Raw genomic sequence first — 24894 nt, 5'->3', positions numbered from 1 at the left:
ACACACATAAATGACCGGCAAGGCGTCAGCCGCCGGTAATCGTCTATACTGTTCTGTAAGAGCTGTAGCGCTAAAATGGTAATCATGGGCAATTTTCGCCTTAGCCGTAGTGCGTTAGCCCCGGTTGAAACAACTTCGGTATCAACCGTGCAACTGAAGAAACGCTACCGAGCCCCCGTTACAGGCCCCCGGCGGAACAGCGCACCATTCTAAGCATCGGCTCTCAGCCCCCAAGCTGAACATGCAGAACGCTTGAGTATTCAAGAGAGCAGGGTGCGCAGAATGGAATCCGGGCCCCGGTTGAAGCGACCTGGGTATCAACTGCGCAATTGAAGAACGAAAGCAGCGCCGAATCAAATCAGTTCAAAAGCCACTGATGATCAGCCAGACAGAAACCGCCCGCAAAATAGAAACAGCAGCCGGGAAAAATGCCCCGGCTGCCATGTTCTATTGCGAAAACAAATTGATCACCTGAAGTCGATCGACACCACTCTTAATGGTGATGATGAAACGCATCCGACTTCGCATTCCCGCCGGACAGCACGAACGCGAGCAGATCCAGAATCTCCTCTTTGTCCAGCGTATTCAGCAGGTCGGCGGGCATAATTGAAATGGGAGAAGTCCGCTGGAATTCAATCGAATCCTTCGACACCTTCTTCTGTTTCACCTGGGGAGGCCCGGTCAGGATCGTGACCGATTTGTCATCTTCGGTAACGATGTTCCCGTTGATGGTCTGACCGTCATCCAGCACGAACAGCACCGTACGGTACTTATCTTCGATCTTCCGCGAAGGCTCCAGAATTTCAGCCAGAACCGCTTTAGGGTCGTGTTTGTGCTTCTTCACGACCTCATCCAGATTCGGGCCAATCGCCAGGTTCTTGCCCAGCGTGTGGCTGTGCTCATTGACCTTATGGCACTGGGCACAGGCCAGCTTGGTGAAAATCTCCTGTCCCCGCGAGAAGTTGCGATGCTGCCCGACCCGTTTCAGGTCCTGGGTCAGATCGGCCAGTTTCCACTTGGTAATCTTCTTCTCTTTCTCCGGGTTCTTCGCCAGATACGCTTTGAGATCGTTGGTCACATACATGGTGCCCCGCATCAGCAGGTGGTGACCGGGGAACGAGCAGATATAAGGATAAGCCCCTTCCTGGGTCGGAGCGACAAATTCAATCACCTCTTCCTGACCATGATCCACCAGCTGGCTGTGCCAGAGAATCTCTTTGCTCTCAGGAATAAAGCCCACAGAAAACCCGCTGGCCCCCAGGGCAATGGCTGCCAGTCCGACTTCGTCGGCTTTACCGGGATTCACCAGCATGATGTTATGCGGCATGAAATCCGGGTTCGCAAACGTCAGCTTTACCTTCTTGCCCGGTTTGACGGTCAACTTCGTCACATCGTAACGCATCCGCTCACGGACTGTCCCGATGCGAATCGTTGTCAGCTCGGGTGTATCGCTCAGAATACCCGACTTCTTGGTCTCGGCTTCTTCCGTTTCGGCAATCACACCACCACGCATCGTGCCTTCCACGTTGAACCAGAGATGCTTCACCGTATTCGCGGCGATGCGGGCATGTGGCTCGGGCGACTTGAGCAGCAGCCCCAGCAGTTCCAGGTTCCGGACATTGTGCTGCTGATGCAACCAGAGTGCTTCCAGCAGGTGATGTGCGTCTTCCTTCTTATTGGGATCAAACTGCTTGATCCATTCTTCCGTCGCGGCAATCACGGCATCGGTATCGCGTTCGCTCAATTCGACGCGGGTCCGATGACGAATGCCGTCAATCGGCGATTTCAGATTTTCCAGCAGGGCAGGAATCGGCTCGCCATCGATGGCCACCGGTTTCTGCAGCGGACGCCCCTTGGCGGTCATCCGGTAAATACGACCATGCTGATGATCGCGATTGGGGTCGCGAACGTTGTGCTGCATATGTCCGATGATCACGTTGTGCCAGTCGCAGAAGTACAGCGAACCATCGGGAGCAAAAATGGCATCAGCGGGACGGAAATTCTTATCCCCGCTCATCATCAGCCCCCTGGATTTATCTTCCGTTTTCGATCCGTCCGCGTTTAAACGCATCACGGTCAGATCATCGCCCGCCGGTTCACCCCACACGGTACCATCGGTGGCGTTACGGGCCAGATCGTAGTGCTTGATACCCAGGAACCCGATCACGTTACAGATCAGGAAGTCACCCTGCATGGATTCGGGGAAGTGCGCACTGCTGACCACTTCACTGGCCGTCACAGGACGGACTTCTTTCTTGAGCAGTTCGTGCATTTTGAACCCGCCTTTTTCCGGCCGGACCTGGTAAGCCCGTCCGCCGGTGCCATCGGTCGCATAATGATAGCCCCAGTAATCGAACGAAATTCCGTGCGGGTTGGGGGAATTGATCGCGTGCATCGAAATCGTGAACCGCCGTGGATCGAAACGATACATGGCTGACTCACTGGCCTGCAGCGAAGGGCCCCAGGGATGTTCGTGGTTATGTACCATGAACACGCCACTTTGCCAGTAGATGGCGCCATCGGGACCGTAAATCAGGTTATTGGCCGCATGATGGGTGTCCGAGGAATCGAGGCCCTGCAGCATCACGGTCCGCACATCGGCCACATCATCTCCATCAGTATCCTTGAGGAACACAATTTCCGGTGCAGACGCGACCAGCACGCCTCCGTTCCAGAATTCAAAACCCAGCGGATTCTGAATGCGGGCAAACTCGGTCACGCGATCCGCCTTGCCGTCGTTGTCATCATCGTGCACGATCAACAGGGCATCGTTCATCTCTTTCAATGGTTCCCACTTGGGATAGGTCGGCCAGACAGCCGCCCACAGACGTCCCTTGGTATCGAACTGAATCTGCACGGGGTTGACCAGTTCGGGGAACTGTTTTTCATCCGCAAACAGACTGACTTCAAATCCGTCAGCCAGCGCCATGTGCTCAATCGCTTCCTGACCACTGATGTAGTTGAGGTTCCCCTCTTTGACCGCACTTGAGCTCTTACTGCCGCCACCGACATTCGAAATCACTTTCACAGGGGCAGGCACGTTGCTGTCGTCAACCTGGTAGTCTTCCCCTTTGGCTTTCGCCCAGATCAGGGGATCGCGATTGTTCGCCATCACGTCCAGCATCGACAGTTCGTGCTGCAGCACTTCGGCGTTGGTCTGGTCGTCAGTAAACTTGAGAATCGAACGACCGCCCCACACATCGTTCCCGTCACGGGCACGAAAGCGGTTGTTCCATTTGTAATTCTTATCCAGCACGGCAGACCGCAGCGGTTCCATCGTCTGAGACGCGGTCACCTGGTGCCCAAACAGGGCAGAGGAGATAATCTCCGCCAGCTGCTTGTTGCCCTCTTCGGTCAGATGGATTCCGTTAATCGTCAGTGGTGTGCTCGACTCCTGGAACATCTGCTGGGAAGGGTGAAACAGATCGACATACGCGACGCCTGCTTCCCGGGCCGCTGCTTCTGTAGCTCGCGTGTAAGCTTCCAGCTGAACGTTGTGTGCTTTCCCATCCGGCACATTTTTGTTGCCGGTATCTTCATGGGCGATGGGGCTGAACAGCACGATCCGCGGGAACGATTTGCCATTCGCCTTGGAACCGCGTGTCTTTCTTACGAAATCGACCAGTCGTTTCTGATAGTCGCCCGCTTTTTTCACGCCCTGAAAGGATTCGTTATAACCGAAGAATGCCAGGACGACGTCGGCTTTCACATGCCGTAACATCTCAGTGGTCGTCGCGGCACCTTTACTCCGCGGAAACGAATCCACCTGGTCACCACTCACGCTCATGTTGCGAAAACGGACTTTCTTACCCTGCAGTTCACTCTGCAGCAGGGTTTCAAGCCACCCATCATGCTGCATCCGATCGGGCAGACCATTACCGAGGATCGCGACGACATCGCCTTCCTGAAATTTAAAGGGAATCGGATCACGATAATCGGCCGGCACTTCCACCAGCGTCGGATCTTCAACCTGACTCCCTGATTCCGCACCGACCGACTTCGAAGTCGACTTATAAGGCACACCCGCTTTTCCGTTGTGGGTCAGGTATTCCAGCTTGCCCTTGTTCTTGACGTCAATTTCCATGGAGAACGGGGCAGGGACCTTTGTCAGCCGAAACACTTCTTTCCGATCTGCATCCAGCAGCGTCAGGGTAAAGTCTTCCAGGCGTCCTTCATAACCTTCCCGGTTCCAGATCGCCACTTTGTCTACATCAACCGCACGGCCCAGATCGACTTCCCACCAGGGATTTTTAGAACCCGAGTTCGAAGTATGTGTCTGTCCGCCTTTGCCCCAGTCCGCACTCTTGTTACCGTCCAAAGCCTTGGCGGCGACCGCCGATCCCATCGTGCTCGACTGGGTGGCTTTCGCTCCCTTGGCAACATTTTTTCCGCCGCTGATGACTTCCACTTCCGCCAGGGTCAGAATCCGCTTGTCGCCGGGGAGTTCAATGCGCACAAAGCGGGCCGGCTTACCAGTCGCCAGGGACGCGGTCGGCTCTTTCGACTTACTGGCCGACTTGTTGTCCTTTTTTTTCGGCGCTGCTTTTTTCCCTCCCTTTTGGGGAGTGTCCGTTCGCTTGGTGTTGTGGTTCGCCGGAATGGGGCTCTTGAACCCGGCATAGGCTTCCGGCTTGATCCCGTGTGCGTAGGTTCCAAAACCGAAGGTATTCGGTTCGAACGGGCCGACGAAATCCACATTCGCATCCGCCTTGATCGCGTCTTCCATCCCCAGTGCCCAGTAGCAGGCATTCACCAGCATCCGGCGATAACCGTCGTTCAGCAGATCCTCAGGCGTTCCATACAGGGTCGTAAAGACGCGTCCTTTTTTCCCGGAAGCCGAAGTGTAGGTACGCGTCCATTCGGAAGGCATGGGAGGTTTGGTTTCGTCGGCAGGGGAGTCGGGCTGCATCCCGTTCAGCGGCTGCGCCATCGTGAGTACTTCACCATCGATCGGCTTACCGACATAACCGCCGGCCTGCACCCAGATATCTTTCACGCCCCGCAGAATCGGGTGCTGTTTCTTATCGTCGATGATAGTGATGCGCGTGCTCTGCTTGTGATTGGTTCCATAGTGTCCGACCCAGGTCTGTCCCAGTACCTGGTGACCAAACCCTTTTTCGTAGTCTTTGTCTTTGCTCTGGTATGAATATTTCGAGAACGGTGCCGACTCGGGCATGTTAAAGGCATGCGTGGCGGTCCGCATCCCAACCACCGGGCCACCCCGTTTCAGATAGTCATCGAGATGCTGCATCTGTTCCTTGGGCAGATTCTGAAACCGCAGAAAGACGACTGCCAGATCCGCCGTCTTGAGGGCTTCCATTCCGGGAATATTCGAATTGCCGGCGACGATCTCGCCGGTCTCGGGATCGATGTTAAACAGCACCGTGCACTTGAACCCATGCCGCTTCGCCAGGATCCGGGCGAGTTCGGGCAGCGATTCTTCCGAGCGATACTCATGATCGCCGGCCAGGAAGACAATATGCTTCCCTTTACCAGGTCCCTCGGTCCCTTCATAAACCAGAGGCCCCGCACTGGCAAAGCTGGTCACAAACAGCGACAGACACAGGGCAACAGCCCAGCCTGCAGATTTCAAAGAAGATACGGCACAGCGGTGGGAGAATCGTTTCATGGTTCTAGCATCATCCGTATTAAAAGAGCGTCAGAAGAGGGGGGTGTGAAAATTTGGTAGTACCACCAGTGTAGTGGTAACCCAAGGCAGACGCCAGCCTTTGGTGGCTTTTCATGATAAGAAACGGGCCCGGAAAAGACGTGAACTTTCGAACGGGGAGCAGGAAGTGAATATGCAGAACTTCGCTGGATTCTCACCAGACACCAGCTGCTGGAAAAAGAGGCGGAGAAGCACCTGTTCTCTTTCCATCCTTTTTATGCCAGCAGTACGCCCCTCCAAAGGCACATGTCTCATTTGTTTCGGTTACGAAAACAGTCCGCTTCTTTCATCATAGTCATCTTGCAGGGTATCGTGTATCAGATCGTGATCTGATGCATATTCCGCCCATCCTGGCCGCTGACCTTGGATAACTTCAGTCGTCCCAATGTAAACAAAACCATCTTCGACGGAAAAATCCTGCTTTACCTGATATGAATGGATTTCCTGCCCGGCATCAATCCGGTATTTAATTTCGAGCAAAGCATCATCACCATCAATGCTTAGAACTTCACAGCTCACGAAATGAATCATGTCTCAATAACTCTCTGTAATTGGGTTCTGGTAGCCACTTGATATTCACTCTATTGAAAACCGGCTCGGAAGCAACAGCCAATAAAAAAAGCGATTCACCTTTACAGTGAATCGCCATCAAAAGCACGCCCGGGTGGATTCGAACCACTAATCTACGGATCAGAACTAAAGACAGATCAGCGTTTGAGGATAACCTGTCGAACGAGTCATGATTCGAGGGGACAGTACCTGTTACATACAGTGGCAGACAGGTTTCAAACTAAACTCAATCCCTGACATCATCATACGGCCGCCTATTGTTCGTTTTGCTGATCCAATGCTTTCAGATCAACTGCACGATACTCTTTTAATTCAAGGGGGAGAACCGTTTTCCCCGTCGCAGGGTCAACCAGTCGGGCGGACTTCAGTTTCACTTCCATGATGGCATACTTTCCTTTATCGATAATCCGATCTGAGGGATATTCTCTGCTGTGAAATCGGCTCAAGCCCTCTACCCAGGGATGTCGAGGTAATTCCTCCACCAGCTTGAATGAAGCCACCTTGGCTGTGATCTCTAACCGCGGTTTGTGAGCAGTTTGTTCCAGTCTGGCATTCTCAGCTGGCCAGATCTCTTTATCGAAACGCAGCAGGGGAAAAATCGGTTCTGCAGGACGATCCATTGCCAGACCGGGAATTGCCTGAGGATTGGGAAACGCTGCCTTAAAATTGCGACCTTCCTGATCAGGAACAGCATAGATCTGATCCATCAAAAGATCCCGTGGTGCGATCGCAAACAGGTCTAATAATTCCTGTACTTTCTCAGCAGCCATCGCTGGTTGAATCGTATCCGGATGCTTCAACCCATACATCATATGCCCATAATCATTCACATTCCCACCACCACTCCAGGGGATAAAGCTGTTAGAAAACAACGCTGGACTGGGGCGATCTTTATCCAGCCCCTGAAATCGGAAGTCATCGAATTGCATCGTGAACTGGTCCGGAACCGATTCGGTCCAGCGTTTCACCCAGGCTTTAAACTTCTCCGCTTTCGCTGCGCGGACATCACGAGAGGGAAGAGTCTGTGAGCCTTTGTCGAAGAACCGAACCTGATCAGGTTTGACATCGAACATGGGAACATTTTCAAAACGCCAGCGCATCACCATCAGTTGATCCAGTTGCTCCGGATCCTCCAGAAACTCTGGTGCAACAGAAGCAATCAGCGGCAGCATCCCCTGGGGACTTAAAGCAAACGCTTTTTCATTCTCTTTCGACTGAACGGGAATCGCTTTTTCAGGCTGGTGCGCTGCCAGCTTCTGTAACGCTGCCATCTGCAGGGGCCCCTCGTACAAAGGAGCCTTGTCTTTTTCGCCAACAGAAATATGAATGGGCAACGAATCGAGAATCACAGTCGCATACCCACCTTGTTTTCCCGTATCTGTATTCAGGCTCCTTAATTGTTGAACCCGGACATCCAGTGTAACCGCGATGCGAATTTCATCGCCTCTCTCAGCCAATGCCTTTTTCACAGCCTCTTCCGGCAGGAATCTCATCAGAGTTTTCGTATCGCATCCCAGATTCAACAGAAATTGATAGGGCTTATACTCCTGTCCCGCACGCTGGAAGAGTCCTGTTTCTGTCCCCCGCAGCTCAAGTTCACCGCGCTCATCAAATGCTCGATTCTCATACAGGGAAATCAGATGTGATGGCTGTTCGCCCGCTGCACGCAGTTCAGCCTGTTGTTGAGTCAATGACATGTCTTCCAGTCGCGGTTCATCTGTCCGGGGATCGAGGACCACTTTGAAATTCAGTCGATACAGATCACCCGCGGCTTCTGTTCGACCGGCCAGCCAGTCGGACAACTGCTGCCGCTGCGCCGCTGAGATCGATTCACGGTCCTGATCCCACGTGGCACCAAATGTTCCTGCAAAAGGGGGAAAGAATGGCTGTCGAGACGGAGACATCAGGCCCTGAATCTCCGAGCGCAGTCGAGACACTTCCTGACTGGCAGAACTGACCCGCTGATTCAAGTCCGCTGAAGCCCGCTGCGTGCTGATCATGCTGGGAATACTGAAATTGAGATCGGTGTACGAGTTTAGTTTTTCTCGCGTCTTTAAAACGGCCTGCTGATCTTTCTTACTCACCTGCTGCCAGATCCGGGTCCAGGATTCGTCTTTAAGTTTCAGCCCCTGATTCCGGGCAATCAGACCGGCTACGGCAAATTCATCCAGGGGAATCACTGCTTGCGACGATTCGCTCACAGCTTCCACGCCACCTACCAGCACAGCCGTGGGATAGCGTTTCAGAGGAAAGCTGTGCAGTGGCTTTCGCAAAGTGGGATCTGCAAACAGTTCAACGGAGTCTACCGTTCCAAAAATGGCCGGCATTTGACGATCAGCGGGTTCCAGTAACGGTGCACTTCGAAACGTCACCACAGTCGCAATAAACGCCCAGCGCTCTGTCACCGCGCCTCCGATAAAACTTTTTTTCGTTCTGCTCGGTAATCTGTTGACGATATCCGGACCGACTTTCCAGAACGATGTTCCGGCTACCGGAGAACCGGCAACATTGAGTGACCTTCGAAATCCGCCACTCGAAGGCAGTGTGGGAAATGTTGTCTTCCATTCGACACCAGGGACCACAGGCGTTCCCCCGTGCGCCAGTGCTTTTACCGACAGTCCCTTGCGGGTAAAGTCATAAGGCGATAATCGTGCTTTGGAAATAAAACAGATCCGAAACGGCCCTTTGATCGCTAACTCGGACAGACTCTCCCCATACTCGCGTTCGAACTTCTGTTGTGCAGCCCGTCTTTCAAATTCGTTATCACCTTTCCAGATACCAACCGCCCCCCCTGTCTGATATTTGAAATTCAACACCGATTCCACAACCTGTCGGGGATAATGATTGGCAATAAAATTTGGTAGAAATTCTTCGACCCAACTCTCATCCACACCCAAAGCAACACGTTCCAGCAACTTGCTGAAGTTCTGCCGTTCGCGTGCCAGAGCCTGCACCGCAGCCTGATGACGCTGATGCCGCTCGGTAGCGGAACCAATATTTTCCAACTCCAGGAAGTGTTCCTGGTGGATCACCGGCAGTCCATTCACCAGCATGAGATTGAATTTCTCCCCCAGCAGCCTCGATGCCTTCCCGATATCATCATTCGCCAGCCGCTTCATATCTCCCGATGATGCAACCGCCACTTGCTTATTTGTCTCAGTGTCCGCTGTTTTGACCGAGTCAACCTGGTCCGCTACCACCATCTTTTTTGTTTCAGAGTTCGGTGTCTGATCCGGTGTATCGGTTGAAGCAGTCCGCTGGATATATTTCTGATCACGCTGGCTGAACTGAGTCAGCGGGAGGCTCACAATCAGCCCCCCGGTAATCTTCAGTTGCACCTGATCTCCCTTCAGGCCAGCGAACTCCGCTCTGACCCTCTGCCTGCCATCGGCACTGGTCCAGATCCGATCCGCAGCGGAACCCTGACTGGTCAGAAAACTGAGTAACAACAAGCAGGTAATGCTGATTTTGAACATGAGATTCCTCGTAAACTGATTCTGCATAACTGTTTTCCTGATTTTCAGGCACTCGGAGATGGCTTCACCCTCTTTGGCGACACCCCGGGAAATCGTGTGCAACAGACTGGAATATTTTTTGAATATTCTCCGCTTAATTTGAAACGCCTAACAATGTCGTAAGCGTTGGGGGGGCTGATCACAGCACATCAACGAATCGCAGAATTAGAATTTTCCTCTGAAAACACGTTCGGAGAATGTGCCAGATTCGATTTGAATGACGCAGTACGCAAGAGGGCGATAGAGATAGGTTCCGTTTCCGAAACGGCTGCTCACATAGGGAGCTTCAAGCCCGCATCAAGAGATTCAGAGAGACCAGGAGCACTGTCAGCGCGTCGCGTTTGAAGAACTGATGACTTTCAATTGAATCGAGTACATCAGATACAATACCAGCAGCCCAAAAAGCCCATAAGCATTTATCGTTTATGGGCTTATATGCACGCCCGGGTGGATTCGAACCACCGACCTGCGGATTAGAAGACTTTGTGGTTGGTGGAGAGCAGGTACCTTTGGTCTATTTGTTGTTGCTGGGGGGGGGACCAGCGAAAAGTGGTAGACAATTAATTAGGGTACTGTCCTGATACAATCTCCCGAGAAAGGTCGATATCAACATAATCTAAGTGAAATCATGAAGATGAAAAGAAGCCTGCCAGATATGGCGGCATAAGCGTGCGTACAGATGTAACAGGGTGAATCGGAAGATTTTTTGGGGTGGCACAGTGCAGGGACTAATACTTCCTCTACCGTTAAAGTGCCTGATTTGACTCGGGAAAGATCCATCAATTTCTGAAGAGAAAGTCCCTCTTTTGTGAATTTTTAGTGGAACTTACTCAGATAAATACTGCTGTCATACTTGCCTGCGATGGCCGTAATAACAACTTCATGGTCTTCATGGTCGTCGACAAGGGGAATGATCAGGTCTGGCAACTCGATACCATCCAGAGTCATCAGGCTGGCTTCTGCGTCGGAGCCGTTGTTGTGAATGGTGATATGATAGAAGGTTTCGCGATAGCGATAATGCATTTTAAAAGTGGTCCAGTCAGCAGGCAGGCAAGGTGTGATACGCAACTGATCCACTTCCAGTTCCAGCCCCAACAGAGATTCCACAATCAGGCGGTACATCCAGCCAGCAGATCCGGTATACCACGTCCAGCCACCTCGTCCGGTATGGGGTTCCACTCCATAAACGTCTGCAGCTACGACGTACGGTTCAACGCGATAGACTGAAATCTCATCCGGTGTCGATCCATGGGATACTGGATTGATGAGTGAAAACAGCTCCCAGGCACGCCTGCTGTCTCCCATTGCAGCTGTCGCCATGACAGTCCAGATGGCACTGTGCGTGTATTGACCACCATTTTCCCGTACACCGGGAACATAACCTTTGATATATCCCGGGTTGAGCTCTGACTTGTCAAAGGGAGGATCCAGTAACCGGATCAATCGATCGTCGTCGTCAATCAGTCGGCGATCCACACTTTGCATGGCAACCTTCGTTCGATTTTCCGAACCGGCACCAGACAGGATCGACCAGCTCTGTGCGATGGCATCGATCTGACATTCTTTATTTGAAGACGATCCCAGCGGCGTGCCATCATCAAAATAGGCGCGGCGGTACCATTTGCCATCCCAGCCGTGCAGCTCGATATTGTCTTGCAGACGGCCTGCTTCCTCTGTGTAGCGCTCTGCAAGGGCTTCCTCTCCCTGATCTCGTGCCAACTCGGAAAACTGGACGAGAACATGATACAGAAAGAAGCCCAGCCAGACACTCTCTCCCTGTCCTGCTGCGCCGACCAGATTCATGCCATCGTTCCAGTCACCACACCCCATCAGGGGCAAGCCATGCTCACCGAAACGCAAGCCGTTCTCGATGGCACGAGTACCGTGTTCAAATAGAGTCCCGATCTCATCACTGATTTCTGGCAAATCGTAGTTCGACTCCTCGTCCTCACGTAAGGGACGTGAAGTGAGAAAAGGTACGCTTTCAGTGAGAATTCCAGTGTCCCCTGTGATTTTCACGTAGCGACAGATTGCCAGGGGCAACCATAGATAGTCGTCGGAGAAATGAGTGCGCACGCCTCGGCCCACCGGAGGATGCCACCAGTGTTGCACATCTCCTTCCTGAAACTGATGTGCCGCGGCACGTAGCAGATGCTCTCTGAGGAGTTGTGGCTGGGAATAGACCAGGGCCATCGCATCCTGCAGTTGATCTCGAAAGCCGAAAGCGCCTCCCGATTGATAAAATCCAGAGCGGGCCCACATGCGACAGGCCAGGGTCTGATAAACGAGCCAGCCATTCGCCAGAAAATTGACTGACGGATCGGGAGTTTCCAGATGGATGACGCCCAGTGTTCGACTCCAGTAATCCCACACGCCTTCAATCGCCTGATGGGCACTTTCCACAGTCCGGTACCTCTGTGCCAGCGTCTTCGTCTCTGCGGTTCCACAAGCAGCACCGCTTGTGAATGTGATAATCCGTTCCTGACCATCCGCCAGATGCAACGGAGCCTGAATTGCTGCACAGGGATCATAGCCTGCTCCCACGCGACCAGAGAGACGCACACGCTGCATGGCGAGAGGTTTCTTGAGATTTCCATTCCGTCCCAGGAATTCAGTACGATCACCAGTAAAGGACTGATTCGTTTCACTGCAGCTGAAAAAGGCAACCCGATCACTGAATTCCGGACTATAGACATTCCGTGCCAGAATCGCATCGCTCATTGGATCTTTTTCTGTCGAGATATGCATTGCCGTTTTGCTGCGTGAATCGCCCAGGACCAGTTCCCAGAAACCCGTCACGGAGAGTTGTCTTGGGCGTCCGGAGCGATTCGTGATTTTAAGCTTACAGAATTTGACCGGTGCATCGGTTGCCACATAAACGCACAGCTCTGTTGTCAATCCGTCTTCGGTATAATCAAAAATACTGTAACCAAAACCATGACGTGCTATATAAGTATGCTGTCCCCGCGCCGGAAGTGGAGAAGGGGACCAGAAATGCCCTGTTTCCTCATCCCGGATATAAATGGCTTCGCCACTGAGATCGGACACAGGGTCATTATGCCAGGGAGTCAGGCGGAATTCATGACTGTTTTCAGCCCAGGTATAGGCACTGCCTCCTTCCGAGACAACGGTCCCCAACTGCGAATTCGCAATCACGTTCACCCAGGGAGCAGGCGTTGTTTTTCCAGCGGGTAGAATGGTTACATACTCGCGACCGTCCTGGCTGAACCCGCCCAGACCATTAAAATAGGCCAGATTATATTGCGGATGGCTTCCAGGAATCAGTGGTGTGATGGAACTCCGAATGGGAACCAGATGAGGAATCGGGACTTCAGTTCGCACGAAGCGTTCGGCCTGATCCTGGAGAGTACCTCTGTCGTCTGACAAAATGATGCGTGCCACTGACTGCAATAAAATGCGGTCTTCCTCTGACATTTGTTCGACTCTGCGGATAAAGATGCCTCCCGGTTTATCACAAAACCCTGCTTCAGGGCTGGCGGCAATCAGGTCGGCGATTTCGTCTTGCAGACTTTGTCGATATACCGAATCATCTTCGTTCCAGATGACCAGATCGACGGCCAGTCCTTTCAGTCGCCAGTAAGCGTGTGCCTTTACAGCCTGCCTGACAAGCTCGATCTTTTCATGAGCGCGAATACGGACCAGAACAATGGGCAGGTCCCCCGAGATCCCGTATGCCCAGAGACCGGATTGCCCCTGCCGATTAAGACTGAGAATGCTCTTTTTGGCACGCCGGAGAGAGGAAGCATATAGGATTGAACTGGCCAGTCGGCCATAAACCTGCGCATCCATTTCCGAAGCACTCAGCTGTTGCAGTAGAATGTGCCCATGGGTCCAGGCAAGGTCAAACACTCGGTCGGCCAGACTATGATCACTGTACTTTTCGGAAAGGGCCTCAACGCCTGTCCGCGACTCAGAGACACCAGTTATAATATCGATGCGCACCGTTTCGCTGGGCGCTAATAATACTGTTTGCCGGATACTCACAATCGGATCAAGAACAGGTCCGGCACTATTCGAAAGCGGAGCGAAGTCATCTAAAGCGGCTGGCGATGCAAGTGTCCGCTGACGACCGATGAATTTCATCCGATCTGTCTCGTAAGAAGGCGTTCCAGTGGTGACACCTCTGACGGTCATCATATGTGTCATCCAGGGGGGATGTTCCTCGAGGGAACGAGGACGTCGCGTGCAATAAATGGCCTGGTGGCGCTGAACGATTTCCGTCTGCACAAACAGATTGCTGAATGCCGGATGGGCCTCATCCTGGGGTTGTGTCGCCAATACGACTTCCGCATAGCTGGTCACTTCGATCTTACGCGGCTTCTCAGAACGATTAGTCAATGTAATACGCCGCAGTTCGATGTCATCCTCTGGCGAAACACTGATCTGGGTATACGTTTCTATCTTTTCATCAGAACGGCGAAATTCAGCTCGAGCCTGTGTAAAGATCGCTTCGTATCCTTTGGCCGGACCGGTGATCGGCTGCCAGGTATTAGACCAGGTCGAACCACTGCTTACGTCGCGCAGGTAACAGAAGCTCCCGTAGTTGTCCCGGGTCGCATCTTCGCGCCAGCGAGTCACTGCCAGATCATGCCATCTGCTGAAACCTCCTCCTGCACTTGTGACGGTAACGTGATAACTGCCGTTGGAGAGCAAATGGGCTTCAACGGTTGCGCTGGCTGGGTTGGTAATCACGCGCATGCTGCCCGTTTCTTCGGGTGAAGCAAGCGGTGCGTCCCGTATTTCACTTTTATGTGGCAGTACCGGCGCGATGGCCCGGGGAACCCGTTCCTGTAACAGCTGATCTGCAGCCCGTAACATGGGGTCAGACAGAAAACGACGCTGCATTGGTTTATCAAGCAGAACATACGCCAGTGCCAGCAGGCTCATACCTTCATGATGAGCCATGAATTGTCTTACTGTGGCGCTTGTTGTGCCGGGAGGTAGCCTTGATGGCGTATAATCGATGGCCTCGTAGAATCCACAAGCTCCCAGCTGACCATCTGCTTCCAACTGTTGTAGATTAGCACAAGCCGCTTTAGCATCGACCATCAGAGCCAGCACACTGGCATAGGGGGCGATCACGAGATCTTCAGCCAGACCACGCTTCAACCCTAATCCGGGAACACCAAACGCCCGATACTGATAGATTCGATGCTGGTCCAATGTGTTATAACCAGACTCGGATATTCCCCAGGGAACTTTCAGCTTGCGTCCATATTCGATTTGTCGGCGCACAACGGCATGATAGGTACGATCGAGCAGGGTGTTCTCATAATTGGGCATGACCAGTAACGGCATCAGATATTCGAACATCGAGCCGCTCCAGCTCAGAAGCGCAGGCTGACTTCCTGCACTGGTCAGCAGACGCCCCAATGCAAACCAGTGTTCCTGGCCGAAATGTCCTTGAGCGATGACGATAAAACTGGCCAGACGCGCTTCCGAGGCGAGCAGATCATAGAAACCGGGATCAAGTCGTCGTTCACTGACGTTATAACCAATAGCAAATAAGTCACGCGACTTATCATACAGTAAGCCAAAATCCATATCAGCGAGGTCGTGACTTTGTAGCGCCAGTTCCTCAAAACCCCGGATTCTGGCAGCGGAACGCCCGGCAGCAATGCTTAATGATGCACCTAACTGGATAAGCCAGTCGCTGTACTCGGGACTTGACTTTTTAATCACGGCCTGGATCAGAGGGACGACCGTGGATTGCAGTTTAGCGACGTCGCGCAGTCCAATCGTGTTGTCGAGGTGCTGCAGCGCAAAAGCTAATGGATCGACTACCACACTTTGATCATCAGACTGGGACTGGAACAATCCGTCAGGAGCCTCAGGGAGAGTGAGCCAGACTGCCAGATGCAACAGGTCAGCTCGATGATCCTGACACGATCGCTCATATGCACGCGCCCACCAGGCAAGTTCCTCATCACAGTCTGCAGCTTCAGACAGTTCGGCTGCTTCCATTTCCAGATCAGCCAGCAGTTCATGTGCCGCCTGTAGTGTGACAGGTGCCTGATCCAGTATTTCAAGCTGCCTCTCAATTTTGCGATGAAAGACGGCATCAACGAGCTTTCCGTCGAGACGACGTGCTACATCGCATAAAACGCGAAGTGTGTCACTCAACCCCGCGAACATACGCCGGGGCAGAATACTCGCCTCACTCAATTCCTGGCATCCACTCCTGAGTATCAGCAGATTCGCTGCTAAATTACCGCTGTCGACCATGGAGATATATTGCGGATGCAATGGTTTCAGCGATCGTGTGTCATACCAGTTATAAAAATGCCCGTGATGGCGTTCCAACTCATCAAGAGTCTTAAGGGTATTTCTGGTACGAGTGAGAAACTGAGCTGCAGAACAATAGCCAAAGTCATAGGCGGACAGGTTAGAGAGTAATGCCATACCAATATTCGTTGGGCTGGTACGCGTTGCAATTACCAGATCAGGATTCTGCTGAATATTGTCTGGTGGCAGCCAGTGATCTTCTTTAGTGACATATTCCTCAAAGTAGCGCCAGGTTTTGCGGGATAGTTTTTCCAGAAAGTGTTGTTCTGATTCTGAAAAATGAATTTCTCGCCTGATAATCGGTCGGCTGAGCCACCAGGCAACAACTGGTGATACAAACCAGGCCGCCAGCCAGGGGGCTGCCCAGGGGAAGATAACCGGATCTTTGATATACAGTAGCAATGCCGAACTGGCGGCTATCCCGGGGGCGACCAGCATCTGGTAAATGGTGTTGCTCAGACTGCCCGTATTTCCGCGTTCAGAGTCACTGGCCGTTTTCCATTCGAGAAGCCGGCGTTTTGTCCAGTTGATGCGTACCAGCGTACGAGTGATAGCGTCAACGCAAATATATGCTTCAAAGGGTAAAAAGACGAGAGTCAGAATATTCTGTCCCAACGGTCGCCCCGTCGCCTGCAGTGTCTCTCGCGCATGCATGCGAAACGGTAAGTCGACCGGTTTGTGAAACAGCGTAGTGACAAAGTCCAGCATTGTGGGCAGGAAAACAACACAGGCGATGAACAGCATTGTACTTGCCGCCATCGCAGGTAGTATGAACCAGGTCACGAGCAATAAACTCAACATGGTCAGCGAAACCAGGCTGCGACGCAGATTATCAAAGATCTTCCACCAGGAAAGGGCAGAGATCGGATTCCTTACAGACTGACCTGCACGATTTCGAACCCGGGGAAGCAGCCAGCCGGCGATCTGCCAGTCACCACGAATCCAACGGTGCCGGCGTCCGATGTCCGATAGATAACGCGAGGGATACTCTTCATATAAAGTTACATCGCTGACCAGCGCGGAACGACAGTAAGCTCCCTCAATCAGATCATGGCTCAGGATCGCATTTTCCGGGAAGTTACTGCAACACCGCTCAAAGGAATCCACCTCGTAAATTCCTTTCCCGATAAATGAACCTTCCCCGAACAGATCCTGATAAACATCCGATACGACCCGCGTGTAGGGATCAATTCCCGCTTCACCGGCATACAACTGGACGAATCGAGACTGTTGCGCTCTATTCAGGCTCACCCCAACCCGTGGTTGAAGAATCGTATGCCCGTCAACCACACGCGATTTCTGAACGTCATACACAGGATGATTCAGCCGATGCGCCAGTGTGCCAATCATCAAGCGTGCGGCGTCACGAGGCAGCTGCGTATCGGTATCAAGCGTAATGACGTACTGCACGGTTTGTAGAATTTCAATATTGCCGACGACTTCAGAAAAACAGTTTTCACCACCGCGCAATGTCGCATTCAAGTCAGCCAGCTTACCGCGTTTACGTTCCTGCCCCATCCAGACCCCTTCCTGGGCATTCCACTTTCGTGAACGGTGAAAGAGATAAAAGATATCGGAACGATCATGTGCGTATCTTTTCTGCAGACGCTGCATACCTTCTCTCATCAGATTGATAAGATGCGCATCAGCAGGCAGAGATTCCAGATCAGCATCAACGAAATCGGTGATCAGAGCATAGTGCAAAGAGGGATCGCGGTTGGCCAGATAGCGTAATTCCAGCCCCTCCAGTAAATGTTCCACACTCGCTACACTCGTCAGCATTGTGGGCACGGCTACCAGAGTGCGCTGCTCGGGGGGAATTCCCCGTTCAAAGTCCATGCGGGGCAACGATTGTGGGCGGAGCAGTTGCATCGACAACCAGTTGACCAGGCTCACCCCTAACTGGGAGGCGCAGATCAGAACGGGGATCGTCAATACCAGTAGCCACTGCCAGCTCACATTGAGTTGATCGGCCTTCAACATGTAAAGTAATGAGAGAGAAAGGGTGACCAGGCTCGTTATTGACAGGTAACTGATCAGTGGTGCTTTTCGATGTAATTTGCCCCACATCGCTGCAGGTGTCAGACGCATTTCGACTAAAGATTCTAAAATCGGGCGGCCGTGATCGATCAGATAATAACCGACGTGGGCTGCCCGTTCTTCGGATTGCGCGATTGCATGCTTCTCAGCCAGTCGAACTGCCTGGCGGGCAACATCGCATTCCGTTAACCGACTGCGACGGGCGATCTCTTCAACTGTTCGCCTGTAACGATCGCGCGTCGCAAAATTCATGTTTGAATAAATATGAGACGGGTCACTGGCCAGTGTCTGCTCCACCAGGCTGTTTTTTTCAACAAACCGGCGCCAGTCATTGGAGTTGAGAAATCGTAAGCTGTTAATACTGTTACCGATTGAGACCTGGTCGGCTGCCTGAGCCTGTCCCTCGGCATGCACGACTTGCTCGATCGTTAACAATTGATCGGCCAGACGATGTTCGAGCCAGCTGTTGGCGAAAGCAAAATTCGGATTCTGTCCCTGCAGGTGCCGCGTTAACTCTGCCAGGAATGCTCCAGAGAGAGGCGGGTTGGTGCGTGCCATATCTGCTAAAACCAGGACCAGGTCCGTCGGTTTCTGCTCCACGACTTTCACCATACGGTCCGCCCAGTCATTTGCCAGATCCCGGTCACCCCGGGCAGAAGCAATCCGTACAGAAACGCGTCGAAGATTTTCGATCAGAGCCAGACGCAGCATCAAAGGTAATGCCCATAATTCACCAAGCTTGAGTGTCTCGACTGATTGATACGACTCAATGAAGCTGGTAAGACTGTCGGCGTCAATTCGACCATCGACGTGAGAAATCAATTCGAGGGCAATCGCATAAATCCGGGGAAAGCTGACAGCAGTGCCACTGGACAGACGCGGCAATTCCCGGCTGTAAGAGGGGGGCAGCAGACGTCGGATGGCACGAATCTGCTCTTCGATCAGATAGAAATTATCGAGGAGCCATTCAGCCGCTGGTTCGATCCGGCGATTTTGATCGGCGGCGGCTGTAACCAGATCGTACGTTTCATTTAAGATACGATGATTCTCATCAAGCCGTGGTAGCAGTTCGTCTCGTGCTCTGCCGGATGCCAGTGTGTGTAATCCGGCAATGAGTTTCGCATGACGTTCGAGCTGGTCAATACTGAAGAGTTCGGCGCGAAGCGGCGTCTCGTCGACGGGATGAAAAAGTGGAGGTTCCTGCTGGCGAAACTGCCAGAAGAAAATCAACCGATACAGTTTTTGCCAGAGATCTGGAACATGCATTAAGCCTCCTAAAGCCCAGCTCCATCTCCTGGAGCAAGGGGGGAATCGATCGATTATAGAGCAGCACCAGCTAATAAGCAATCAGGTACGTAGTCTATGAACCTATGAATGAGAACGTTTCTGAACTATTCAGAGATGCTTCTGGCAGATTCTCGACAGGACACCGGCAGAAACAGATTACAGGTGAGGGCTCTCGTTAATGATCCACCTGCAAATTCAATTGAGAATCCCATCCCAGAAATAAAGCTGACCTTGCTCTGCTTTTACGGCTTTGACTTCGTCGTCCTGGGATACAATTAATCCGATGGCCTGTTCACATTTATGACAGAATGAAAATACTGACTGATGACGTAATCCCCATTGGTCACACAAGTACTTTCGGCCGGAAAGTGCATCTACTATTCTCGAACCTGGTGGTAGTAAAACAGGAAACCGTACCCCAAATCCTTGAATGCGCAGGAGATCATCAAGCAGGACCGCACCATCGACAGCCGCTAACAGACTGATCTGACTGATGCCTCGAATTAACTGCTGGCTCGCCCGTCGGAGAGCCAGTTCAGCTTGACTGCTTTCATGCTCAGCAGGGGATTCTGAATTTGAATTAAGATCACATAACCGATTAACAAGTCTCTTATAGTCAACAATCTCCCCGAACAAACCGGCATGTTCAAAGACGGTATAAGTGATGTGAGCGAGTGGCTGGTCGAATGAGACTGGTGCGATGACCACACTCCCTCCGTGTCGTTTTAAGCGAATTCGTTCCAGTATAGCCAGAATTGAAGTCGTATAAATATTCTGCAATGAGAATTGTCCCTCAGTCTCATCGGCGTTTCCTGCGAATTCCTGATACTGATCTCGAGTCAAAAAACGATTCACTAATTGAAAAAAGAAATCACCCAGTGGATTTCCTGTGGTCTGGAGCAGATTCACCTGCGGAAAAATCACTCTGCCGTTTCGTAAACGCACCAGGCCTGTTCGTCCCTGGGATACTGTCAATGCACCTGGCCCTTCTATTGTGATCATCAAACAGTCAGGTGGATAATCACCTGGTTGCATTGGTACCGCTGGCGGGTCACCTGCTGAGTGTTGTACCCACGCCTGGCCATGTTCGAAGAATCCCCAGATACCAAGCCATTCATCCACCTGATAACAACCAATGACCGTCTGACGATGTTGTGTTATCGGTGACAGGCGGACAAGTTCAGAATCCGTCATTTGCACAGGGTCTGTCAAAAGTAAAGCTTCTTGAGGAACGTCGCCAGGCGAAACATATGCCACGACACATTGGACAAGTCTCTGCTCACTGGTACGAAACGAAGCATGATAACAAGTCTCCAGGAGCCGCCTGAGAATCGTGTCTTCAGGCAATGCGAATTGCTCATCGGGAATTTGTTGCCAGCGTGTCTTAATGCGATCCAGCAAATCCCCGGGGAAGGAGTATTCAATCATGGTTTGCCCCCTGATAGAACCGGTAGCTTGCTGTCGCCACCCCAGCAGTTCCTGATCCGGTCCTGAAATCGTATTTTGCAAATATGCAACTTTGCCTGTTCTGGTTCCTCTTTCATCATGACGATCTCTTAAAATTTAACAAGATGCGACCTGTTAAATCCTTGGTTGAACCACAAGCTGGATTCCGGATGAAAGCTTGACTGTCCCACACCTGCACTCGGTAATTCCTTCTGCAGTAATCGTGTGTAGAGGAAAGCAGGGACTCGCATAATCTGAATATGTATAATTCCGACGGGGGAGAAATCGTTGATACTTTATGATCGTCGGGGGTAAATCTATTTGCCTGGAAAAAGAGAGACTTTGTTCTAGCCTCTGTTTCCCAGTTTTGGGTTCCACGAATAATGCTTGAGATCTGGGGCAGATGCTGGTCTGATGCCCTGTTGGGTATTTCTTTTTAGATCCATGTCCTGTGTCTTGTCTCGCTCCTGAAATGGTTTTGAATACAGGAGACCTGCCCGGAACGTATCTGCCATGGCGATTGGAATTTGCGCTTCTGCCAGAACAACCATGGCCTGGTTCTCTTGAGTCTGGGCCAGCATTTCCTGTTCCAGGGCCACTGCCATTGCCCGCCGTCCTTCCGCTTCTGCACGAGCAACATTAACATCAGCATTTGCCTGTGTAATTCGCAGCTGGGCTCCAATATTCCTGCCTACCTCTATGGAAGCGATATCAATGGAGATAATACTGAAAGATGTCTGCGAATCCAGGCCTTTATTGATTACCTTGCGGGAAATCAATGTTGGATCGGCCAGTGCTTCCTGGTAACTCTCACACGCTCCGATTGCGGAAACGATTCCTTCACCAACCCTTGCAATCACAGTCGATTCCGCGGCACCACCGATGAGCTGGTTGAGATTGGTGCGGACAGACACCAGCGCTCGAACCTTCAATTGAATGCCGTCTTTGGAAACACCATCCAGCGTACTGCGAACTCCAGCTTTCTCCTGGGGACAGTAAATCACTTTGGGATTTACGCTGACCTGGACCGCCTCCAGGATATCGCGCCCCGCCAGATCGATGGCAGCGGCGGTATCCCAGTCAAGCTCAATCTGAGCGCGTTGGGCTGCAATCAAGGCAAGTGTAATGCGACGGACGTCTCCCCCAGCCAGGTACTGTGCTTCCAGTGCGTCGGTCGAAATATCGGAGAGCCCCGCCTGAACGGCCATAATTTTGACCTGGACAATGACTTTTGGGTCGACTTTTCTCAGGGACATCATGATCAGAGACAACAGATGAATACGAGTTCCCGTGACATAGGCTTGCAGCCACAATGAGAAATATCGCATTCCAGCGAAAAACAGAACACTTGCGATAGTGATTACGATCACCAGAAACCAGAAATTGTTCATGCCGGATCTCTTTCACTTCCAACCCATGTTTCTGCGGATAAGCAACCTGTGAGCTTAAACACCTGCAACAGAGTTCCTGTAGTAAAAATATGGACGATATCGCCCGTTGCCGGTTCAATGTCCGCTACCACTTCTTGCAGGGCGACTCCGGCAATTCGTTCGATTTCTGTTCCCAGAGGGCCGAGCGAGGCCCGGATCGAATCACGATGAAAGTCCCGTAAGCGGGCCATACCTTTGTCAGTCTGACAAAGAATGATCTCTGCCGGGGTCAGTACCTCATGGAGTGTCACCAGCATCACACCTTCACTGAGAACTACTGTTACGGATCTGGGAGTATGGCCAGTGCGCTGTTGTTGAAAGTCGCGTACCGCATGAGCCACTTGAGCTGTCATGGTGAGTGGGGAATAGTTCATATAAAGCTCTCTCTGCAGCGAACGCAGCCAGTATCTGACAGCTCAACTTCAATGTTATCGATAACAATGGCGATACCACATTGTTCCTTAACAACTTCCTGGACCAGTTGTTTACTGTAATATGTACTGACACGCCCCCAGAGAGTCACGCCAGTCGTACAGTCATCGATCCGAAAGCCATCAATTAAATATCCTAAACGGTTTTGCACACACGAACTGATCTGCTGAATGGAATTTTCACTCAAGTTCAGTCGATCAATCGGATTGGTATTGGGAGAAAGCATGTCGTCTAGAGCCTGATATCATTCCAGCGGAACCGTATGTCCGCTTATTTAAAGGTGCATTATTTGAAAAGTTTGATTGCAGAACGCAATACATCACATCGATCAACCAGTCCAATCAGCTTCCCTGCTTCGACAACCGGGAAGCGACGATGTGGGGAATCAAAAAACAGTTGCGCGACCGAGAGCAGACTCATTTCAGGGCCGATCGTATAAGAATTCTCTTCGGTGAATACCGAGACAGGATGATTCAGGAATGTGTCGTGCGCTTTCGAATAATCCGCAGTCCTTACCTCAGGTATTCCGACATCGATATGAGGTGCATTCAGCCGAGATTGCATGATGTTGGAAAGAATTGTGGAGTGCTTGAGCACGTCTCGTCTGGAAACCTGGCCGGCGATTTCATCATTCTGTATGACAGGCAGACGACCGTAGAAGGTCTCATCAAAGATGCTTAAAATCTTCTGGAGACCGGTCTCCAGATCAATCAGTCGATTACTGTCCGAGTCAGTAAATTCCTGCACCTGCGCAGACGGTACTCTACTGTAGATCGCTTCGATCACGTACCCGAGGCAGGTTCTCTCAGAGAATACACCCAGACAGCGTCCCTGTGAATCAACTACAGGTGCTCCTGTATATTTTTTCTCGAGCAATGCTGAGATTGCTGATATGACATCGTGTTCCGGATTCAGCATGAACAGTTTGTGACGGGGAATCATCACATCCGCAGCCCGAAAAGAAGTATGCTGTTTGACGTCAATCAGATCTGCCAGGTATGAGAGGATTTTCACACAACATTTTTCAGAAAACATTCCGCAGTACTCACCCGACTTGTTCACAATCGGCATCTCAGAATACTGCCCGGTCAGTAACTGATGTATCCCCTCAGGAATGGGAGTGGCTGGTAACAGGGAATGGACCTGCTGCGACATAAGATCTCGCGCAAGTACCAATTCCGTTAAAGGTTGATTGAGTTTCATTCTGCCGGCTTTCGAAATTGAATTGCTTAAAACAGGGCATCAAAACAGGCAAGCGTGAAATCTCAAGAAGCAATTTGATGGACCAGATCAGCAGGTAATCTTCAACCTGATGCAGCCTGTTGACAACCACATCATTTTCTTGATCTGCATGATCAAAAAGAGAATCATAGTTCCGTTGAGCCAGATTCCTGCCCCGGAGAACAGCAATTCAAGTTCCTGAGAACTGAGAGGAACCCACTTGGCGGAATGTGTAAATTAAATACACATCGTGGAATATTCCTCCCTGTACGCACCAGTATTCCGATGCAGATGACTGCTGTTGTAGAGAAAGGATTACGATTGGTTAGCAGCAGTTTCAAGCAGGCAATGGAACTTCTTGAGGACACAAGTGTCACTCTGAATCATGTGATTCGTTTCACCGTTTTAGTACTCTGGCGACATTGTTCTTTTGAAAAATTGCCTATGCTTCCATAGACATGTTTTGTGAATCAACACAGTTTTCAAACTGCTCACAGCGTTCTTTCACAGACAGAAACGGCATACCATCTGTTTTGCGATAGCGTTCGCCTCGGTTAAACCAGAATGCCAGCCCTCCCGTATTGTGCCTGGGGGTTCGGGTCTTCCTGGGGGATCTGACCCCCAGTGAACCTTTGCGGCCAGTCTTCTCCCAGCCTTGGGCTTCCATGATGATTCGTACCAGAACTCCAATGGCCTGGCGGAATCGCATGCTTCGCTGGATATGCACACCGGAAAGAAACTGATCGACTTCCGGCAAAGCTTCAAGTTCCCGAACGACGCCAGCCAGGGGAGACCGATCATGATGCAGTTCGGATTCTTCCATCCTGCGTTGCCGATCCGGACAATCAAAAAATCTCAGAACTGCTTCAAACGGCGCATCAGATTCATTAAACACATCTGAGAAAGTTCGGCCCTGACTGTCTTCCAGAAATTTCTTCCTTGTAATTTTTACTTTCGGCATCAGTCAGATCCTCTGTTT

General features: G+C 51.5%; 10 protein-coding genes. All 10 read right to left on the bottom strand.

Going from position 1 to position 24894, the window contains the following annotated elements; genetic code table 11:
* Nucleotides 1–493 precede the first annotated feature (493 nt).
* The 10 genes from HG66A1_RS12750 to HG66A1_RS12710 all read right to left on the bottom strand — a co-directional run bounded on the left by HG66A1_RS12750 (nt 494) and on the right by HG66A1_RS12710 (nt 24738).
* The gene (locus HG66A1_RS12750) at nt 494–5629 is read right to left on the bottom strand and encodes a PVC-type heme-binding CxxCH protein (RefSeq protein ID WP_145184226.1); all 5136 of its coding nucleotides are present in this window, start codon (nt 5627–5629) and stop codon (nt 494–496) included.
* Between the two features lie 303 nt (nt 5630–5932).
* Nucleotides 5933–6199 (bottom strand): hypothetical protein, encoded by a 267-nt coding sequence (locus tag HG66A1_RS12745; protein WP_145184223.1) that lies wholly within the window; start codon nt 6197–6199, stop codon nt 5933–5935.
* Between the two features lie 293 nt (nt 6200–6492).
* Nucleotides 6493–9714, bottom strand: a complete 3222-nt coding sequence (locus HG66A1_RS12740) for an SHD1 domain-containing protein (protein WP_197997126.1) — start codon at nt 9712–9714, stop codon at nt 6493–6495.
* 855 nt (nt 9715–10569) lie between these two features.
* Complete coding sequence (locus HG66A1_RS12735) at nt 10570–19365, bottom strand: GH36-type glycosyl hydrolase domain-containing protein (protein WP_145184217.1); 8796 nt, start codon at nt 19363–19365, stop codon at nt 10570–10572.
* Between the two features lie 216 nt (nt 19366–19581).
* Entirely contained in the window at nt 19582–20814 is a 1233-nt protein-coding gene (locus tag HG66A1_RS12730; RefSeq protein WP_145184214.1) for a putative sensor domain DACNV-containing protein, read from the bottom strand.
* A gap of 365 nt (nt 20815–21179) precedes the next feature.
* Nucleotides 21180–22223, bottom strand: a complete 1044-nt coding sequence (floA, locus tag HG66A1_RS12725; RefSeq protein WP_145184211.1) for a flotillin-like protein FloA — start codon at nt 22221–22223, stop codon at nt 21180–21182.
* Nucleotides 22220–22636 (bottom strand): Na-translocating system protein MpsC family protein, encoded by a 417-nt coding sequence (locus HG66A1_RS12720; protein ID WP_145184208.1) that lies wholly within the window; start codon nt 22634–22636, stop codon nt 22220–22222. The genes floA and HG66A1_RS12720 overlap by 4 nt, the downstream gene beginning before the upstream one ends.
* Nucleotides 22633–22920 carry a BON domain-containing protein gene (locus tag HG66A1_RS31985; protein WP_197997125.1) on the bottom strand — a complete coding sequence of 96 codons (288 nt, stop codon included), beginning with the start codon at nt 22918–22920 and terminating at the stop codon, nt 22633–22635. Before HG66A1_RS31985 ends, HG66A1_RS12720 begins: the two co-directional genes overlap by 4 nt.
* Before the next feature lie 59 nt (nt 22921–22979).
* Nucleotides 22980–23849 (bottom strand): CBS domain-containing protein, encoded by an 870-nt coding sequence (locus HG66A1_RS12715; protein ID WP_197997124.1) that lies wholly within the window; start codon nt 23847–23849, stop codon nt 22980–22982.
* Between the two features lie 508 nt (nt 23850–24357).
* Complete coding sequence (locus HG66A1_RS12710; RefSeq protein ID WP_145184202.1) at nt 24358–24738, bottom strand: hypothetical protein; 381 nt, start codon at nt 24736–24738, stop codon at nt 24358–24360.
* Nucleotides 24739–24894: the final 156 nt, after the last annotated feature.

Source organism: Gimesia chilikensis, assembly GCF_007744075.1.
Lineage (GTDB): Bacteria > Planctomycetota > Planctomycetia > Planctomycetales > Planctomycetaceae > Gimesia > Gimesia chilikensis_A.
This window is presented reverse-complemented; position numbering and strand designations above follow the sequence as displayed.